The following is a 17,231-nucleotide window of genomic DNA, read 5'->3' on the forward strand; positions in this document are numbered from 1 at the left end:
CCACGGGATGCTACGGGACGATCGAATCCACGTAACCACCGTCGACGCGGATCGCGCCGCCCGTCGTGGCGGAGGCCAGCGGGGAGCTGAGGTAGACCACCATGTGGGCGATCTCCTCCGGCTCGATGAGCCGCTGGATCAGGGACTGCGGGCGGTGCTTGACCATGAACTCCCGCTGCGCCTCGTCCCAGGGCAGGTCGGAGTCGACCAGCTCGTACACGAAGTCCTCCACGCCACCGGTGTGCGTGGGGCCCGCGATCACGGAGTTGACGGTCACACCCGATCCGGCGGCTTCCTTCGCGAAGCCCCGGGAGACCGCGAGGAGCGCGGTCTTCGACATGCCGTAGTGGATCATCTCGGCGGGGGTGACGAGCGCCGAGTCGCTGGCGATGTTCTGGATCCGCCCCCAGGAGCGGTCCTTCATCCCCGGCAGATAGTGACGGATCATGCGGACGGCGGTCAGTACGTTGACCTCGAAGTAGCGGCGCCATTCGTCGTCGCTGATGTCGAGGGCGGGCTCGGCGCCGAAGACGCCGAGGTTGTTGACGAGGACGTCCACCTGAGGAACGGCCGCGAAGACCTGGGCGGCGCCCTCGTCGGTGGAGATGTCACCGGGTGCCCGGAGGAATTCGGCGGCGCCGTGCTCCCCCTTCAGCCGGTCGACGGCCTTGTCGACGGAGGCGGCGGACCGTCCGTTGACGGCCACCCGGGCACCGGCCTTGGCCAGGCCGACCGCGATGGCCGCCCCGATTCCCTGGGTCGATCCGGTGACGAGGGCGGTCTTGCCGGAGAGATCGACGAGCATGCTGTGTTACCTCCTGCTGCGGTGCGACTGGGTGAGCTTTCGGAGCGTGGCCCTGCCTTGTCCCCCGGGCCCAGTAGATCACTCCGCGGCCGGGTCAGGTCGTGGGCACCGGCGCGTCCGCGGCGATCAGCTGCTCCTCGCGCAGGTCCGTCCAGAACGCGGCCGGTACCGTCTCGGCGAGCGCGGCCACGTCCTCGGCTATGCGGCTCGGCTTCGTCGCTCCGGGGATCGCCGCCACCGTCGCCGGGTGGGCGAGGGAGAACTGCAGGGCGGCGGACTTGATGCCGACGCCGTGCCGCTCGGTGAGCGCCTTGATGCGCTCGACCTTGGCGACGATCTCCGCGGGCGCCTTCTGGTACTCGAAGTGCTGACCGCCGGCGAGGATCCCCGAGCTGTAGGGGCCGCCCACGACGATGTCGACGTTCTGGGCGGCGGCTGCCGGGAGCAGGCGCTGAAGGGCGCGGTCGTGGTCCAGGAGGGTGTAGCGGCCCGCGAGGAGGAAGGCGTCGGGCTTCGGTTCGTCCAGGTCGAGGGTGAGTTCGAGCGGCTCGACGCGGTTGACGCCAAGGCCCCAGGCCTTGATGACACCCTCGTCGCGCAGCCGGTCCAGGACGCGGAAGGCGCCCGTACGGGCCTGCTCATAGGCGGCCAGCCATTCGTCGCCGTAGAAGTCCTGCGCCACATCGTGCACCCACACGATGTCGAGCCGGTCCGTCCTGAGCCGCTTCAGGCTGTCCTCGATGGAGCGGAGGGTGGCGTCGGCCGTGTAGTCGTTGACCATCTTGTTCGGGCGGCCGTGCTCGAAGAGCCCGCCCTTCTCGCCGAGGTCGCGGGCCGTGGGGTCCTCGGCCTCGTCCAGGATGACGCGGCCGACCTTCGTGCTCAGGACGTACTCGTCGCGGGGGTGGCCCGCGAGGACGTCGCCGAGCCGGATCTCGGAGAGGCCCGCGCCGTAGAAGGGGGCGGTGTCGAAGTAACGGATGCCCTGGTCCCAGGCGGCCTCGACGGTGGCCGCGGCCTCCTCGTCGGGGATGGCGCGGAACATGTTGCCGAGCGGGGCGGTGCCGAAGCCGAGCGCTCCGGGGAGGAGGTGCTTGATGCTCATGGGGGGTGGGTCCTCGCGGGTGGTGGATTTCCGACGGTTCCTTGAGGTTCGGGGGATCCGTCGGCCTTGCGAGTTCGAGGTTAGGATCGATGCTTGAGACTGTCCAAGACTCGCTTGGACATACTTGAGTCCCCCGAGGTCTTACATGCTTGACCTGCGACAACTGCGCTACTTCATGGCCGTCGCCGAGACGGAACACGTCGGCAGAGCGGCGGAAGCCCTGCACATCTCGCAGTCACCGCTCAGCCGCCAGATCGCCCAGCTGGAGAAGCAGCTCGGTCTGGTCCTGTTCGAGCGCAGCCAGCAGCGCATCCGGCTCACCGCCGACGGCCGGGTCTTCCTGAGCGAGACCCGCGCCCTGCTGCGGCACGCCGACCGTCTGGAGAACCTCGGGCGCAGGCTCGGCCGCGGCGAGGAGGGCGGGCTCTGCATCGGATACGTGGGCGACGCCATGCACACCGGCGTCCTGCCGGGCGCGCTGCGCACCCTCCAGGAGGAGCGTCCCGGCATCCACGTCGCGCTCTACAGCCTCTCGGCGGCGGAACAGTTCGAGGGCCTGCGCCAGCGCAGCCTCGACATCGCCCTCGTCCGGGAACCACCGGCGGGTGACGATCCGGACCTGCTGGCAGCGCCCCTCGTCGAGGACCCGCTGCTGCTCGCGCTGCCCGCGGCTCATCCCCTGGCCGCGCGGGAGGAGTTGACGCCGGGCGACCTGGACGGGCAGGCGTGGATCGCGGTCGAGAACACCCAGGACCCGGCCTGGCGTGACACCTTCCTCGCCTCGTGCGTGGCGTCCGGATTCACCCCCGACATCCGCCTGGAGGCCGCCGAACCGCTCACCGCGCTCGGCCTCGTCGCCTCCGGTCTCGGCCTGGCGCTCATCCAGAAGAGCATGGTGCGCGGCGCGGCGGAGGGTATCGCCGTACGTGAACTGCCCTGGCACGAGACGTCCGTTCACCTGTGGGCGGCCTGGCACGCCGTCGATCTGCGGCCGGTGGTGGCCTCCTTCCGCGAGACGGTCCTGGCGAGCGCCACTCTCGACTGACGCCCGCGGGCCCTCATTCCCAATAGGACCTGCGCAGCGACGACTTGGCCAGCTTCCCGGTCGGCGTCCGTGGCAGCGAGTCCGTGAAGTCCACGGAGCGCGGAGCCTTGTAGTGGGCGATGCGCTCGCGCACGAACGCGACCAGCTCACGCTCCAGTTCGGGCCCAGTGGTCACTCCGTCGGCCGGGCGGACCACTGCCTTGACGGCCTCCCCCATCTCCGGATCGGGCACCCCGATCACCGCGACGTCCGCGACCGCCGGGTGCAGCACGAGACAGTCCTCGGCCTCCTGCGGGTAGACGTTCACACCACCCGAGATGATCATGAATGCCTTGCGGTCGGTGAGGAAGAGATAGCCGTCCTCGTCGACGTGTCCGATGTCCCCCGTGGTGGTCCAGTTCGGATGCTCGGGGTGCTGGGCCTCGCGGGTGCGGACGTCGTCGTTGTGGTAGCGGAAGGAGAGTTCCTCGCGCTCGAAGTAGACGGTGCCGGTCTCGCCGCTCGGCAGCAGCTCGCCCGCCTCGTCGCAGATCCGCAGTTCACCGAGGAGTCCGTCCTTGCCGACGGAGCCGGGCTTGCGCAGCCATTCCTCGGGCGAGATGAAGGTGATGCCGTTGCCCTCCGTCGACGAGTAGTACTCGTACAGGACGGGCCCCCACCACTCCAGCATCCGCCGCTTGACCTCGACGGCGCAGGGCGCGGCGGCATGGATGGCGGTCCTCATCGACGACAGGTCGTAGCGCTCACGCACCTGCGCGGGCAGCTTCAGCATCCGTACGAACATGGTGGGCACCCACTGGCTGTGCGTGACCCGGTGGCGTTCGACCGCCGCCAGGGCGCCCTCCGCGTCGAAGGTGTCCATGAGCACGACGGTGCCGCCGAGCGCCGTGACGACCCCGCAGAAGCGCAGCGGCGCCGCGTGGTAGATCGGCGCGGGCGAGAGGTAGACGGTGTCCTCGCCGAAGCCGTACATGGCCTGGAAGATCAGTACGTAGGCGCTCGGCTCCTCGCGCACGTCACCCTCGGGCAGCGCGGGCTTGATCCCCTTGGGGCGGCCCGTGGTGCCCGAGGAGTAGAGCATGTCGGTGCCGCGCGGCTGGTGGGCGGGCGGCTCGGCGGACGCGGACTCCAGGGCCTTCTCGTACGTTCCGTCGTCGAGGCCGAGCCGGATCGGCGGGCCGCCCGCCAACTCCATGACCGCCGCGCCGAGTTCGGCGAGCGAGCCGGAGACGATCAGCGCCTTCGCTCCGCAGTCCCGGACGATGTAGGCGGCCTCGTCCGTCGTCAGGTGGTGATTGACGGCGGTGAGATAGAGGCCCGAGCGCAGCGCCGCCCAGTAGACCTCAAGGGCGCGCGGGTCGTTGTCGCCGAGCAGGGCGAAGTGGTCGCCCCTGCGCAGGCCTGCGGCCCGCAGATGATCCGCGAGCCGCAGGGAGCGTTCTTCGAGTTGGCCATAGGTGAGGGTCCGTGTGCCGTCGGCGGTGACGACGGCCGTCCTGGCGGGGTCGTACGCTCCCGGGTGCATGCGCAGACGGTACGCGGCCCGAAGGGGCGCGGGGAACTGCGCGACAAGCCACAAACGACCCGCAGGCTCCCACTGCCCCTAGCGGCTCACCTTCCTTGTAGCCCGCAGCCACTCCTTGTTCATCGCGGAGATGGAGGGCAGCGGAATGCCCTTCGGGCAGGCGGTGGCGCACTCACCGGTCAACGTACAACCGCCGAAGCCCTCTTCGTCCATCTGCGCGACCATGTCCAGAACACGGGTCTCCCGCTCGGGCGCGCCCTGCGGCAGGACGTTCAGGTGGTTGACCTTCGCCGAGGTGAACAGCATCGCCGAGCCGTTGGGGCAGGCGGCGACGCAGGCGCCGCAGCCGATGCACTCCGCGTGCTCGAAGGCGAAGTCCGCGTCGGGCTTCGGCACGGGCGCCGCGTGGGCCTCGGGGGCGGCGCCGGTCGGGGCGCTGATGTAGCCGCCGGACTGGATGATCCGGTCGAAGGACGAGCGGTCGACGACCAGGTCCTTGACGACCGGGAAGGCAGCGGCACGCCACGGCTCGATGTCGATCGTGTCGCCGTCCTTGAACGACCGCATGTGCAACTGACAGGTCGTGGTGCGCTCGGGCCCGTGCGCGTCGCCGTTGATGACGAGCGAGCACGCCCCGCAGATGCCCTCACGGCAGTCGTGGTCGAAGGCGACAGGGTCGTCGCCCTTGACGATGAGCTCTTCGTTGAGGGTGTCCAGCATCTCCAGGAAGGACATGTCGGACGAGATGCCGTCCACCTGGTAGGTGGACATGGCGCCTTCGGCGTCGGCGTTCTGCTGGCGCCAGACGCGCAGGGTGAGCTTCATGCGTAGCTCCGCTGAGTGGGGTGGACGTACTCGAAGACGAGGTCTTCCTTGTGGAGGGTGGGAGCCTCACCCGTGGCCGTGAACTCCCAGGCGGCGGCGTACGAGAACTCCTCGTCCACGCGCGCCGCTTCGCCGTCCGGCGTCTGCGACTCCTCGCGGAAGTGGCCGCCGCAGGACTCGGCGCGGTGCAGGGCGTCGAGGCACATCAGCTCGGCGAGCTCCAGGTAGTCGACGATGCGGTTCGCCTTCTCCAAGGACTGGTTGAACTCCTCGCCGATGCCGGGGACCTTGATCCGGCGCCAGAACTCCTCGCGGATCTGCGGGATGCGCTCCAGGGCCTTGCGAAGACCCGTCTCCGTACGGGCCATGCCGCAGAACTCCCACATCAGTTCGCCGAGTTCACGGTGGAAGGAGTCGGGGGTGCGGTCGCCGTCGACGGCAAGGAGACGGCTGATGCGGTCCGTCGTCTCGTCCAGCACCGCGCGTACGACGGGGTGTTCGTCGGTCACGGCGTCGTGGTGCGGGTTGCGGGCGAGGTAGTCGTTGATCGTGGACGGCAGCACGAAGTAGCCGTCGGCGAGGCCCTGCATCAGGGCCGAGGCGCCGAGCCGGTTCGCGCCGTGGTCGGAGAAGTTGGCCTCACCGACCGCGAACAGGCCGGGGACGGTGGTCTGCAGGTCGTAGTCGACCCAGAGTCCGCCCATCGTGTAGTGCACGGCGGGGTAGATCCGCATCGGCGCCCTGTACGGATCCTCGTCGGTGATCCGCGCATACATGTCGAAGAGGTTGCCGTACTTGGCCTCGACCGCCTTCTTGCCCATCCGCTTGATGGCGTCGGCGAAGTCGAGGTAGACGCCCTGCCCGCCGGGGCCGACCCCGCGGCCCTCGTCGCACACGTTCTTGGCGGCGCGCGAGGCGATGTCGCGGGGCACGAGGTTGCCGAAGGAGGGGTAGATGCGCTCCAGGTAGTAGTCGCGCTCGTCCTCGGGGATCTTGTTCGCCGGGCGGTCGTCGCCCTGCGCCTTCGGGACCCAGATCCGGCCGTCGTTGCGCAGCGACTCACTCATCAGCGTCAGCTTCGACTGGTGGTCGCCGGTGCGCGGAATGCACGTCGGGTGGATCTGTGTGAAGCAGGGGTTGGCGAAGTAGGCGCCGCGCCGGTGCGCACGCCATACGGCTGTGGCGTTGGAGTTCATGGCGTTCGTCGACAGGTAGAAGACGTTGCCGTAGCCGCCCGATGCCAGGACCACCGCGTCCGCGAAGTACGTCTCGATCTTGCCGGTGATCAGGTCGCGGGCGACGATGCCGCGGGCCCGGCCGTCGACCACGATCACGTCGAGCATCTCGGTGCGCGGGTGCATCTCCACGTTTCCCGCCGCGATCTGCCGGCTGAGTGCCTGGTAGGCGCCGAGCAGGAGCTGCTGGCCCGTCTGGCCGCGCGCGTAGAAGGTCCGGGAGACCTGTACACCGCCGAAGGAGCGGGTGTCGAGGAGGCCGCCGTACTCGCGGGCGAACGGCACGCCCTGTGCGACGCACTGGTCGATGATCTCCACGGAGATCTGCGCGAGGCGGTGGACGTTGGATTCGCGGGCGCGGAAGTCGCCGCCCTTGACGGTGTCGTAGAAGAGCCGGTGGACGGAGTCGCCGTCGTTGCGGTAGTTCTTCGCGGCGTTGATGCCGCCCTGCGCGGCGATGGAGTGGGCGCGGCGCGGTGAGTCCTGGTAGCAGAACTGCACGACGTGGTAGCCCTGTTCGGCCAGTGTGGCGCCCGCGGAACCGCCCGCGAGGCCGGTGCCGACGACGATCACGGTGTGCTTGCGACGGTTGGCGGGGTTGACCAGCTTGGCCTCGAAGCGGCGGGTGTCCCAGCGCTCGGCGACGGGCCCGGCCGGGGCCTTGGTGTCGACGACCGGCTCCCCGGTCGCGTAATCGGCGTACTCACGAGAGGAATTCATCGGCTAGCTCACCACTCCGGTCATGATGGCCACGGGGACGACGACGAAGCCCGCCGTCAGGACCAGCGCGAGGCCGTTGGCGATGATCTTGAGGGCGTGGTCGCGGGTCGCCCGGCCCGCGCCGAGGGTCTGCGCGGCGCTCCACAGTCCGTGGCGGACGTGGAAGCCGAGGGCGATGACGGCGACGATGTAGATGACGTTGCCGTACCACGTGGAGAACGTGTCGATGAGGTTCTGGTACGGGTGCAGATGCTCGTAACCGCCCGGGTGCACGGTGCCGGTCGTCAGGTCGAGGATGTGCCAGACGATGAACAGGGCGAGGATGATCCCGCCCCAGCGCATCGTGCGCGTGGCGAAGCTCGTGCCCGCCTTCTTGTTCACGTACTTGGTGGGGCGCGCCTTGATGTCGCGACGGCTCAGCTGGTAGGCGGAGGTGGCGTGCGCGACGACGGCGGCCACGAGGACGACACGGATCAGCCAGAGCGTCCACTCGTAGTGCATGAAGGGCTCGCCGACCGTGCGCAGCCAGTGCGAGTAATGGTTGAGCTCCTCGGGCCCGAAGAAGATCTTCAGGTTTCCGATCATGTGGGCGATCAGGTAGAGCAGCATGATCAGGCCGCTCACTGCCATCACTGTCTTCTTGCCGACGGACGAGTCCCAGATCGTGCGCGTCATCGACGGCCGTCGGTCCGTCCGCGTTGCCAGAGCCATGGGACTGACGCTAAGGCCGAAAGTCCCGATCGGTCCAAGAGATGGATCAGCTCATCTCGATAGCGAGTGGCTATCATCGGCCGTATCCTGCCGTGTATGCAGTTCCAGCAGCTCCTTTACTTCGTCGCGGTGGCCGAGACCAGGCACTTCACCCGGGCCGCCGAGCAGGTGCACGTCTCGCAGCCCTCGCTCTCCCAGCAGGTGCGCGCCCTGGAGAAGGAGCTGGGCGCCGAGCTGTTCAGCAGGGCCCGCGGGAACATCGCGCTGACCGACGCGGGCGAGGCGCTCCTGCCGCTGGCCCGCCGGATCCTCGCGGACGCCGACACCGCGCGGATCGAGGTCCAGGAGCTGGCCCAGCTGCGCCGCGGCAGGATCCGCCTGGGGGCGACGCCCAGTGTCTGCACGGGGCTGCTGCCCGAGGTGCTTCGCGCCTTCCATGACCGGCACCCCGGCATCCAGCTCCTCCTGGAGGAGGGCGGCTCCCACGACCTCGTACGGGAACTGGCGCGCGGCGCCCTGGACTTGGCGATCGTCGTGCTGCCGCTGCCGTCGCCGTCCCCGGCTCTGACGACCGTGGAGCTGCTCCGCGAGGACCTGGTCGTGGTGTCGTCGCCGGAGGCGCGGAAGTTCGGCGGCAAGTCGGTGCGGGTGGCCGATCTGCAACGGGAGCGGCTCGTGATGTTCCGGCACGGCTACGACCTGCGTGAGCTGACCGTCGCAGCGTGCCGGGCCGAGGGGTTCGAGCCGGAGTTCGCGGTCGAGGGCGGCGAGATGGACGCGGTGCTCGGCTTCGTGCAGGCCGGGCTCGGGGTCGCGGTGGTGCCCCGCATGGTGGCCGAGCGGGCCGGGCGGGGCCTACGGATGACTCCGCTGGCCCGACCCACCCTGCACCGCACGATCGCGCTCGCCCACCGCAGCGATGTGGCTCCGCCACGGGCTGCGCGGGAGCTGCAGCGGATGCTGTTGGAGCGGTAGGCGCTCCGGTGCCGTGTTGCACCTGCGGGCCCGGTGGGGGCTGGCCGCGCAGTTCCCCGCGCCCCTTACGGGGCGCTCAAGGTGCCCGTCTCGGGGTTCCTGATCGTCAGGCAGTACGTGCCGCCCGCCGGATCCCGCATCACGATCCAGTGCGGGCCGCGCCACACCGTCTCGGCGCCGAGCGCTTCGTGACGGGCGCGGTCCGCGTCGAGGTCCGAGCAGGAGAAGTCCAGGTGCGCCCCGGCCGACCCCGCTTCCAGGCGCTGGAGCAGGATCCGGATCGGCAGTCGCGGGTCGGGCTCCACGAGGTGGAACTCGGGGCGCGAACCCGGGCGGTCCGGCCACCCCGTGAACGCGGGCCAGAATCCCTTCTCCGCCTCCCACACCGCAGGCGGCACGTCCAGGCACACCTGGTCGAGGCGGCTGGTGGTGCCGTCCGGCGCGGCGAGCGGTTCGGGGCGCGTCCGCTCGCCTTCCCACCGCACCACGCAGAACAGCTGTCCGCCCGGAGAGCGCAGAACCTCCAGGCCCTCCTCCGCGAAGACCGGGGTCGCTCCGAGCGCGCGGGCCTCGCTCGCCTTGGCGGCCACGTCCTCCACGGCGAAGTCGAGGTGAGCGCCGCCGGAGCCGTCGACCGCCTGCGCCTTCAGTACGGCGTCGGCCCCGTCGGGAACGAGCGTCACGAACTGGTCGTCGTCGCCGCGGAACGCGGAGAGCCGCGTGCCGGTGACCGCCGCCCAGAAGTCATGGGCCTTCGCGAACCGGTCCTCGGGCCGGTCCACGAAGGCGTACACCCACTGGATCACTCCGTCGGACATCCTCGTACTCCTTGTACTCCTCGTACTCCTCAGCTCACCGCGTCCGCCAGCGCGAGTTCGTGCAGCTGGTCCGGCGGTCCTGGCCGCGCGTAGTACCAGCCCTGCGCCGTGTCGCAGCCCAACTCTCGCAGCTGATCCGCCTGCGCGCCCGTCTCGACGCCCTCCACCGTGACCGCGAGGTCCAGGCTGTGGGCGAGCGCGACGATCCCCTCGACGATCTTCAGGTCGACGGGGTCTGCGGGGAAGTGCTGCATGCCCTGCGTGAAGGAGCGGTCCAGCTTGAGGATGCTCACCGGCAGGCGCCGCAGGTTGGCGAGGTTCGAGTAACCCGTGCCGAAATCGTCGAGCGCGATGTCCACGCCCATCTCGGCCAGCCGCCGCAGCGGCTTGAGCAGGTCGTCGTCGGCACCGATCAGCGCGGACTCGGTGACCTCCAGGCACAGGGCGCCCGGTTCGAGCCCGACGCGCTCCAGGATCTCCACCGTGTCCGAGACCAGGCCGGGGTGGTTCAGCTGCATGGGCGAGAGGTTCACGTTCACGCGCAGCGGGCCCGCGTCCTTGTGCCGCGCCTTCCACGTGCGGGCCTGGCGTGCCGATTCCTCCAGGACCCAGCGGCCGAGCGGCACGATCAGACCGGTGTGCTCGGCGAGCGGAATGAAGCGGTCCGGGCCGATGATGCCGTGCTGCGGATGCAGCCACCGCACCAGCGCCTCGGCCCCGCGCACGCTGCCGTCGCCCAGATGCACCAGGGGCTGGTACTCGATGAAGAACTCGCCCCGCTCCAGGGCGGCGGGCAGCGCGGTGGTCAGGCCGTGCCGGGTGATGGCGCGGGCGTCGGCCTCGGGGTCGGCGAGCTCGAAGCGGTTGCCGCCCGCGGACTTCGCGCGGTACATCGTGATGTCCGCGCTGCGCAGCACCTCCGCCGCGCCGCGCTCCCCCGCCGGGCCCTCGACGATGCCGATGCTGCCGCGCACGGTCAGTTCGCGGCCCTCGACACGGATGGGCGTGGAGAGCGCGTGCATGATGCGGCCCGCGAGTTCGTCCACCTCGGCCTCCGTGTCACGGCCGGTGGTCAGCGCCACGAACTCGTCGCCGCCGAGCCGCGCGACCATCTCGCCGGGCGCGGTGGCGCAGGACTGGAGCCGGTCGGCGACCTCGACGAGGAGCCGGTCGCCCGCCGCGTGGCCGAGGCTGTCGTTGACGGTCTTGAAGCCGTCGAGGTCGAGGTAGCAGAGCCCGAACCGTGCGCCGTCACCCGCCGCGAGGGCCTTCTCCAGGCGTTCGAAGAACAGGGTGCGGTTGGGCAGGCCGGTGAGCGCGTCGTGCGTGGCCTCGTAGCGAAGGCGGAGGTTGAGCAGCCGCCGCTCGGTGGTGTCCTCCATCAACGCCAGCTGGTACTGCGGCACTCCGTCCGCGTCACGCAGCAGCGAGACCGTCAGATTGGTCCACAGGACCGTGCCGTCGGGCCGGTAGAAGGCCTTCTCCACGCGGTAGTGCTCGCGCTCCCCGCGCACCAGCTCGTCGTAGAGCTTCCATACGTGGGGTGAGTCGTCCGGGTGCGTCCAGTCCGCGACGTTGCGTCCGCGCAGCTGGTTCTCCAGGCCGCCGAACATCCGGACCAGCGCGTCGTTCACCTCGAGGACCGTGCCGGTGAGGTCGGCGATGCCGATGCCGATCGCCGCGCCGTGGAAGACGGCACGGAAGCGTGCCTCGCTGGCGTGCAGGGCTTCGGCGACGGCACTGCGCGCGTCCAGGGCGGCCCGCGATATCGCCTCCTGCTCGATGAGGGTCCGCTCGCGAAGGGCTGCCGCGAAGCCCGCGGCCACGGCGTGCTGCAGGCGCGCGGAGCGGGCCCGCAGCTCCTCCTGGGGGCCGTCGTCGCCGCAGTACAGGACGAGGTAGGCGTCCACGCAGTCGAGCGTGCGGCTCAGCGCCTCGGGGTCGGTGCAGTGCGTGCCGACGAGCGCGGCGCCGATCGCCTGGCCCTCGGCCGACTCGAAGATCCGCTCGTGCAGCGCGGCGCGCAACCTCCGTGCCAGCGGCACCAGTTGCTGCTCGAACTCGGGACGGGTCAGCGAGGTCGCCGTCACCGGGAAGATGGCACGGCTCCATATGGTGGCGAACCTGCGCACTCTGTCCTCGGGGCCGTCCGGTTCCCCGCTCATGCCTTGCGCCCCACGCCGGCGAACCCGGAGAAGGCGTACGGATCCTCCTCCTCGGGCGCGGTGTCGGGCCGCCAGCGCGGCATCGGCACGAGGCCGGGTTCCACCATGTCGTATCCCTCGAAGAACCGCGCGATCTCTTCGCGCGAGCGCATGATCAGTGGATTGCGGATGTCCTTGTAGACGCCGACGGCCTGACCGGCCTGCTCGGCGGGGATCGGCATCCCTTCGTACGAGGCGTGCGTGAGGGCGATCATGCTGCCGGGGGCGAGTGCGTCCCGCAGTTCGGCGACCGCTGTACAGGGATCGTACGCGTCCTCCACGAAATGCAGGACGGCGACGAGAAGAAGGGCGACGGGACGGTCCAGGTCGAGCAGCGCCTCGACCTCCGAACTGCCCAGAATGTCCTGCGGTTTGCGCAGATCCGCGGCGACGACGGCCGTCTTGTCGTCACCGTCGAGCACGGCCCGGCTGTGGGCGACGGCGACCGCGTCGTGGTCGACGTAGACCACACGGCTCTCCGGGTCCGCCCGCCGCGCGACCTCGTGGACGTTGCCGAAGGTGGGGATGCCCGAACCGATGTCGAGGAACTGGGTGATGCCCTCGTCCACGGCGAAACGCACCGCTCGGCGCATGAAGGCACGATTCGCCTGCATGATCTTCGGCAGCCCCGGCATGAACTCCATGGCCCGGCGGGCTGCTTCCCGGTCGACCTCGAAGTTGTGCGAACCGCCCAGGTAGTAGTCGTAGATGCGGGACACGCTGGGCATCGTGATGTCGATGCCCTGCGGGGCCCAGGCGGGACGCTCCATCAGGACTCCAAGACGTAGGCGAGACGAGCCGGTGTTCGAAGCGAGGCTACTGATCGTCCGCCAAAGGAGCGAGTCAAAACGGAAATTGGCCGTCCGTTCTCGGTCACTGCCTGTGGCAAGTGCCGAATATCAACCCAAAGAACCGGTCCGTTCCTCCCCCGGGAGGGGGAAAGGAACGGACCGGTAGACCGTACGCGAGGTTCCTCCGACTGACCTCCCTTCTGGCTGAGTTCTTCTTCGCACTTGCCCTTCGGCGCCGACTGCTTCTGTACCTCTATTTCCCGTACGTCTATTTCCGGTACGTCTACTTCGGGGCGCCGACAGGCTTTCCGTCGGGGCCGGCGGCGTACCAAGTGCCGCCCACGCCCTGTCCGTTCGTGTCGCCGGGCTTCTTGTCACCGGCGAAGGTGTACATAGGCCAGCAGTCGATCGTCTGCTGGCGCTGTCCGTCGGGGCGGTCGAAGACGACGAACCCCTTCTTGAGGATTCCCTTGGTGTCGTTCTTGTCGACGGGCGGAACCACCGGCCACTTCTCCAGGCAGGCGCCGGTGCACGCCGACTTCATCGGCCAGGCGGAGTCCTTGGTGAAGCGGTAGACGGTCATGCCGTTCTTGTCGACGACGATCTCCCCGAGCTTGGGGTCCTTGCGGGTGGAGAGCCCCGCGGGGTCGACGGGTGCGGTCTCGGCCGGGGGTTCGGCCTCGTCGGCGGCAGGCGCTGCCTTCTTGCCGTCGGGGGCGGCGGCGTACCAAGTGCCGCCCACACCCTGGCCCTTGGCGTCGCCCGCCTTGGTGTCCTTGGCGTAGCGGTACATCGGCCAGCCGTCGATGGTCAGTTGCTTGCTGCCGTCGGAGCGGGTGACCTCGCCGAGCAGGGACTTGTCCACGCCGGGCGGGGGCGCCGCGCCCTCGGGGGCCGCGACGGGCCACGTCGTGGCGCAGGCGCCGTCGCAGTTCGACTTGGGGGGCTGGGCGGTGTCCTTGTCGAAGCGGTAGAGCGTGCGGCCCTCGCTGTCGGTGACGACCTTGCCGAGCTTCTTGCTGTCCCAGACGGCGAGCTGACCGGCCGCTTTCGCCTTGCCCGCGCCTTCCTTCGCGTCGCCGGTGTCGGCGCCGTATCCGTCACCTGCCCCGTACCCGTCCGACTTGGCCGGGGCCTGGTTGCCGACGTTCTGTCCGTTCGGCGACTGGTCCCCCTTGTCCTGACCGCACGCCGTCGTCAGCGCCAGCATGGCCGCAGCTGTCGCTACGAGTGAGGCGCTCCGCCAGGTCTTCATCTGTAACTCCCGCTGTTGCTTGGGGTATCGCGCCGCTGAGTGCGTCACGCATGGCCCTAGGTACGGGCGGGGACGGCCGGTGCGTTCAATCGGCGGTCAAGATTCTTTTGTTCGTCAAGCTCGCGCCCGGCGTCTCCTCCCTTCGGGTCACAAGAGGGCGGCATCGGCGTGGCAGGGCGACATGCTGCCCATGATCCCTGACGTGTATGGATCCATGAGGGCCTCGTCCGGCCTGGTCACACGCTTACCGGCGCTGCTCGTGCTGGCCTGGCTGCTCGGTGCGCCGGCGGCTGCCGCGGTACCGGCCACCGCCTTCGCCGCGGCGCCGGCCATCGCGCCCGCGGCACTCGCCGTCGCGCCCGCCATCGCGCCCGCCATCGCGCCCGCCATCGCGCCCGCCGACAACTGCGGCTACGCCTCGATCGGTGACGGTTCCGGCGGTGACGCCGTGGCCGTCGCGGGTGACGGAGTGGTCTGCAGAGCGGGCCCCACGCGCCGCCCGAAGCCTCCGCCTCCGCCGCCTCCACCACCTCCGCCGCCGCCCGCTCCGGCGCCGCCGCCTCCGCCTCGTCCGGAGCCGCCGGCGCCCGAGCCGCCGCCTCCCCCGCCGCCACCGCCACCGCCCGCGCGCCCGGCCCCTCCTGAGCCCGCGCCGCCACCGCCGCCCCCGCCTCCGAGCCCGAAGCCGACTCCCAGCATTCCCCCCAAGGTCACGCCGAAGCCGGTGAGTTACCCCGCTTACCGCGCCTCGCCACGCAGGACGCCGCCCCGCAGCGGCCCGTCCCTGGTCTCGCTCACCCTGCTCATCACCGCGCCCGCGGTGCTCGCCGTCGCCGCGCTGCGGCCTCGCTGACCGTCGGAGGTCCCATGTCGGAATGGCTTGTTCTCACCCTCGCGATGGCGGCCGCGTGCGGCGTCGTCCTCGTCGTCACCTTCCTGCGGCACCGCAGGACGAGCCCGGATTACGACGCTTCGGAGACTCCGGACGTCATCGAGTACATGACGATGATGATCGGCGTGGTGTACGCCATCGTGCTCGGTCTCGCCATCGCCGGTGTCTGGGAGGCCCGCAGCGTCGCCCAGGACCATGTGCACAGCGAGGCCCAGGCGTTGCACGAGGTGTCGGAGCGTGCGCGGGTGTATCCGGCCGACGTGCGTGAACGCATCCGTACGGACGTGGAGGCGTACGCCAGCCATGTCGTCACCACCGAGTGGGACGTCATGGCCGACCGGGGCGAACTCACCGACCGCGGCAGCCAACTCCTCGCCCGCGTACGCCATGACGTCACCGACTACCACCCCAAGTCCGACTTCGAGGCGCAGGCCTACCAGCCGCTCGTCGACGCGGTCGCGGCCGTCGCCGACGCGCGCAGCTCCCGTGGTGACAGCGCCGGGGCCACGATGCCGGGTGTGGTCTGGTTCGGCCTGATCACGGGCGGTCTCGTCACCGTCGGCATGATCTTCGCCCTGCAGATCCGCCGCACTCCGCGCGAGCTCATCCTCGCGGGGCTGTTCTCGGCCTTGATCGCCTTCCTGCTCTTCCTCATCTGGGACTTCGACGCGCCGTACAGCCGCGGCATGGCGGCGACTCCGGAGCCGTTCCGCGAACTGTTCGGTGATCTCGGGAAATGAGGAGAGCGCGGCCCCGCCCGTACGGCACGGGCGGGGCCGACGCGCCGTCCGGTGCGGCACAGTTGAGTCATGGAGATCTTCGAACCCACGCGCGCCGCAGCGGAGTTGGTGCAGGCGCGACACCCCGACGCGCTGGCGGCGTTTCTCGGCGGGAGCGCGGTGACGGCGCGGCGTACCCCGTACTCCGATCTGGATGTCGTGGTGGTGCTGGCCGGTGAGCGGGAGCCGTCCCGCTCCAGCCTGCGGTTCGGCGCGTGGCCGGCCGAGGTGTACGTGCACAGCGAGGCGAGCTGGTGGTGGTTCGTGCGCAGGGAGATTCCGCGGCGGAGCTCGCCGCTGTTGTCGATGTGCGCCGACGGTGTCGTGATCGTGGACCGGGACGGTACGGGTGCCCGACTCCGCCACAGCGCGCGGGAGTTGATGGCGGCTGGGCCGCCCGAGGTGAGCGCGGCGGAACTGGAGGACCGGCGCTACGCACTCACCGACCTCCTCGACGACCTGGCCGGGTGCGCGCACGTCGGCGAGCGCCTGTTCATCGCCACCGAGATCGCCCGGCGGCTCGGCGAGTTCGTCCTTCTGCGTACGGGGGCGTGGCTGGGCGGTGGAAAGTGGCTGGCGCGGCGCGCGGACGAGGTGCGGCCGGGCTTCTCCACCGAGCTCGAAGCGGTCACGCGCAGGGCGCTGGAAGGCAAGACCTCGGGTCTCGTCGCGCTGGTGGACGAGGTGCTCGCGCCGTCCGGCGGGCGCCTCTGGGAGGGCTACCACCGCAGCGGATACCCCGGCTGCGCTCCACCGGCTTCGCACACAGGTCCGTAAACCGTGCTGCGCGGCGGCTCCGCGCGGCGCACTCTTGGGTCATGACCTGGCAGACACCCATCATCGTCCACCCGCCCACCGCCGACGGCGGACGGCGGATCACCGTGCGCGGGCAGGCCGTCGGCGTCGCGCGCGACGACCGCGACCTGGTGGAGTTCCTACGCCGCGCGGGCCTCGGCGACGCCGACATGGCCCTGGACGACCCGCACCTGGTGGAGTGGCGCGGCGGCGGGGCACATGTGTGGACCAAGGACTCCTGAGCCCTTCCACGCCGGGGCCAGCACCCGCTGTCGGCCCGAACTGACGCTCGGGAGGCGCCAGTTGGACGCGGTCATCCGCTGCCGCCGGACAGGCGGGCGCATCAGGAGCATCAAGTGCCGCGGGGCGTGCGCCGTGCTTCGGTGGTCGACGGGCCACCTCGGTGCGGGGTGGTCACGCTCCGTTGAGGCCGGCTGGCGGCGCCGGGTGCGTGCTGCCACTCCGGTACGACGGCCACACGACGAGCAACGCAAGGCAGCACTCCCGAGCGACCCCGTAGACCGTCGCAGCACCACCGGCCGGCCAGCTACGCCGGCGAGAGCCGCCTTCACCCCCGGGCGTCCAGCCCTCTCGCCGACTCGCCCGAGGCGAAGCGGTCGCCCCCTCTACACCCCACCCCCCACGCACCCCCGAACCCACCCCACGACACCCCGCCCCGTTCCCCTGTCCGGCCCACACCGTTGCCCCGTTCGCGCGGCTGGCGTCGCGGGTGGGGTGGGGGGTGCTTAGC

At 70.3% G+C, this 17,231-nt stretch carries 16 protein-coding genes; 6 read left to right on the forward strand and 10 right to left on the reverse strand.

Annotation, left to right across the window (positions count from 1 at the left end):
- Positions 1-10: 10 nt before the first annotated feature.
- Positions 11-805, reverse strand: a complete 795-nt coding sequence (locus ACIBCK_RS24920) for an SDR family oxidoreductase (protein WP_367047225.1) — start codon at positions 803-805, stop codon at positions 11-13.
- 94 nt (positions 806-899) lie between these two features.
- A complete protein-coding gene (locus ACIBCK_RS24925; RefSeq protein WP_399393632.1) occupies positions 900-1,910 on the reverse strand; it encodes an aldo/keto reductase in 1,011 nt (336 codons plus the stop codon).
- 145 nt (positions 1,911-2,055) lie between these two features.
- Here ACIBCK_RS24925 and ACIBCK_RS24930 point away from each other — a divergent pair, with 145 nt between their 5' ends.
- Entirely contained in the window at positions 2,056-2,955 is a 900-nt protein-coding gene (locus tag ACIBCK_RS24930; protein WP_399393634.1) for a LysR substrate-binding domain-containing protein, read from the forward strand.
- A gap of 13 nt (positions 2,956-2,968) precedes the next feature.
- Here the strand turns inward: ACIBCK_RS24930 and ACIBCK_RS24935 are convergent, their stop codons facing one another.
- The 4 genes from ACIBCK_RS24935 to ACIBCK_RS24950 all read right to left on the reverse strand — a co-directional run bounded on the left by ACIBCK_RS24935 (position 2,969) and on the right by ACIBCK_RS24950 (position 7,935).
- Entirely contained in the window at positions 2,969-4,480 is a 1,512-nt protein-coding gene (locus tag ACIBCK_RS24935; RefSeq protein ID WP_399393636.1) for an acyl-CoA synthetase, read from the reverse strand.
- 78 nt (positions 4,481-4,558) lie between these two features.
- Complete coding sequence (locus ACIBCK_RS24940; protein ID WP_399393638.1) at positions 4,559-5,305, reverse strand: succinate dehydrogenase/fumarate reductase iron-sulfur subunit; 747 nt, start codon at positions 5,303-5,305, stop codon at positions 4,559-4,561.
- The gene (locus tag ACIBCK_RS24945; protein ID WP_399393639.1) at positions 5,302-7,260 is read right to left on the reverse strand and encodes a fumarate reductase/succinate dehydrogenase flavoprotein subunit; all 1,959 of its coding nucleotides are present in this window, start codon (positions 7,258-7,260) and stop codon (positions 5,302-5,304) included. Before ACIBCK_RS24945 ends, ACIBCK_RS24940 begins: the two co-directional genes overlap by 4 nt.
- Positions 7,261-7,263: 3 nt before the next feature.
- Positions 7,264-7,935 (reverse strand): succinate dehydrogenase, encoded by a 672-nt coding sequence (locus ACIBCK_RS24950; protein WP_399393947.1) that lies wholly within the window; start codon positions 7,933-7,935, stop codon positions 7,264-7,266.
- Between the two features lie 132 nt (positions 7,936-8,067).
- On the opposite strand from ACIBCK_RS24950, the gene ACIBCK_RS24955 reads away from it, so the two are divergent.
- Positions 8,068-8,946 (forward strand): LysR family transcriptional regulator, encoded by an 879-nt coding sequence (locus tag ACIBCK_RS24955; protein ID WP_399393640.1) that lies wholly within the window; start codon positions 8,068-8,070, stop codon positions 8,944-8,946.
- Between the two features lie 65 nt (positions 8,947-9,011).
- Here the strand turns inward: ACIBCK_RS24955 and ACIBCK_RS24960 are convergent, their stop codons facing one another.
- From ACIBCK_RS24960 to ACIBCK_RS24975, 4 genes are all read right to left on the reverse strand, one after another.
- Positions 9,012-9,764, reverse strand: a complete 753-nt coding sequence (locus ACIBCK_RS24960; protein WP_399393641.1) for a VOC family protein — start codon at positions 9,762-9,764, stop codon at positions 9,012-9,014.
- A 29-nt stretch (positions 9,765-9,793) separates the two neighbouring features.
- A complete protein-coding gene (locus ACIBCK_RS24965) occupies positions 9,794-11,929 on the reverse strand; it encodes a putative bifunctional diguanylate cyclase/phosphodiesterase (RefSeq protein WP_399393644.1) in 2,136 nt (711 codons plus the stop codon).
- Positions 11,926-12,738, reverse strand: coding sequence for an SAM-dependent methyltransferase (locus tag ACIBCK_RS24970; protein ID WP_399393646.1), 813 nt, complete (start codon positions 12,736-12,738; stop codon positions 11,926-11,928). Before ACIBCK_RS24970 ends, ACIBCK_RS24965 begins: the two co-directional genes overlap by 4 nt.
- A gap of 304 nt (positions 12,739-13,042) precedes the next feature.
- Positions 13,043-14,014, reverse strand: a complete 972-nt coding sequence (locus ACIBCK_RS24975) for an SCO0930 family lipoprotein (RefSeq protein ID WP_399393648.1) — start codon at positions 14,012-14,014, stop codon at positions 13,043-13,045.
- Between the two features lie 214 nt (positions 14,015-14,228).
- On the opposite strand from ACIBCK_RS24975, the gene ACIBCK_RS24980 reads away from it, so the two are divergent.
- From ACIBCK_RS24980 to ACIBCK_RS24995, 4 genes are all read left to right on the forward strand, one after another.
- On the forward strand, positions 14,229-14,867 hold the full coding sequence (locus tag ACIBCK_RS24980) for a hypothetical protein (protein ID WP_399393649.1): 639 nt from the start codon (positions 14,229-14,231) through the stop codon (positions 14,865-14,867).
- A 14-nt stretch (positions 14,868-14,881) separates the two neighbouring features.
- Positions 14,882-15,646, forward strand: coding sequence for a hypothetical protein (locus ACIBCK_RS24985; RefSeq protein WP_399393651.1), 765 nt, complete (start codon positions 14,882-14,884; stop codon positions 15,644-15,646).
- Positions 15,647-15,715: 69 nt separating this feature from the next.
- Entirely contained in the window at positions 15,716-16,462 is a 747-nt protein-coding gene (locus tag ACIBCK_RS24990) for a nucleotidyltransferase domain-containing protein (protein WP_399393653.1), read from the forward strand.
- A gap of 41 nt (positions 16,463-16,503) precedes the next feature.
- On the forward strand, positions 16,504-16,722 hold the full coding sequence (locus ACIBCK_RS24995) for a hypothetical protein (protein ID WP_399393654.1): 219 nt from the start codon (positions 16,504-16,506) through the stop codon (positions 16,720-16,722).
- Positions 16,723-17,231: the final 509 nt, after the last annotated feature.

It is taken from the genome of Streptomyces sp. NPDC051218, assembly GCF_044455475.1.
In the GTDB taxonomy this organism is placed as follows: Bacteria; Actinomycetota; Actinomycetes; order Streptomycetales; family Streptomycetaceae; genus Streptomyces.

Excerpts from the sequence above, each read along its gene's own strand:
- ACIBCK_RS24920 (WP_367047225.1), bottom strand. The coding sequence starts at position 805 with ATGCTCGTCGATCTCTCCGGCAAGACCGCCCTCGTCACCGGATCGACC.
- ACIBCK_RS24925 (WP_399393632.1), bottom strand. The coding sequence starts at position 1,910 with ATGAGCATCAAGCACCTCCTCCCCGGAGCGCTCGGCTTCGGCACCGCC.
- ACIBCK_RS24930 (WP_399393634.1), top strand. The coding sequence starts at position 2,056 with ATGCTTGACCTGCGACAACTGCGCTACTTCATGGCCGTCGCCGAGACG.
- ACIBCK_RS24935 (WP_399393636.1), bottom strand. The coding sequence starts at position 4,480 with ATGCACCCGGGAGCGTACGACCCCGCCAGGACGGCCGTCGTCACCGCC.
- ACIBCK_RS24940 (WP_399393638.1), bottom strand. The coding sequence starts at position 5,305 with ATGAAGCTCACCCTGCGCGTCTGGCGCCAGCAGAACGCCGACGCCGAA.
- ACIBCK_RS24945 (WP_399393639.1), bottom strand. The coding sequence starts at position 7,260 with ATGAATTCCTCTCGTGAGTACGCCGATTACGCGACCGGGGAGCCGGTC.
- ACIBCK_RS24950 (WP_399393947.1), bottom strand. The coding sequence starts at position 7,935 with ATGACGCGCACGATCTGGGACTCGTCCGTCGGCAAGAAGACAGTGATG.
- ACIBCK_RS24955 (WP_399393640.1), top strand. The coding sequence starts at position 8,068 with ATGCAGTTCCAGCAGCTCCTTTACTTCGTCGCGGTGGCCGAGACCAGG.
- ACIBCK_RS24960 (WP_399393641.1), bottom strand. The coding sequence starts at position 9,764 with ATGTCCGACGGAGTGATCCAGTGGGTGTACGCCTTCGTGGACCGGCCC.
- ACIBCK_RS24965 (WP_399393644.1), bottom strand. The coding sequence starts at position 11,929 with ATGAGCGGGGAACCGGACGGCCCCGAGGACAGAGTGCGCAGGTTCGCC.
- ACIBCK_RS24970 (WP_399393646.1), bottom strand. The coding sequence starts at position 12,738 with ATGGAGCGTCCCGCCTGGGCCCCGCAGGGCATCGACATCACGATGCCC.
- ACIBCK_RS24975 (WP_399393648.1), bottom strand. The coding sequence starts at position 14,014 with ATGAAGACCTGGCGGAGCGCCTCACTCGTAGCGACAGCTGCGGCCATG.
- ACIBCK_RS24980 (WP_399393649.1), top strand. The coding sequence starts at position 14,229 with ATGAGGGCCTCGTCCGGCCTGGTCACACGCTTACCGGCGCTGCTCGTG.
- ACIBCK_RS24985 (WP_399393651.1), top strand. The coding sequence starts at position 14,882 with ATGTCGGAATGGCTTGTTCTCACCCTCGCGATGGCGGCCGCGTGCGGC.
- ACIBCK_RS24990 (WP_399393653.1), top strand. The coding sequence starts at position 15,716 with ATGGAGATCTTCGAACCCACGCGCGCCGCAGCGGAGTTGGTGCAGGCG.
- ACIBCK_RS24995 (WP_399393654.1), top strand. The coding sequence starts at position 16,504 with ATGACCTGGCAGACACCCATCATCGTCCACCCGCCCACCGCCGACGGC.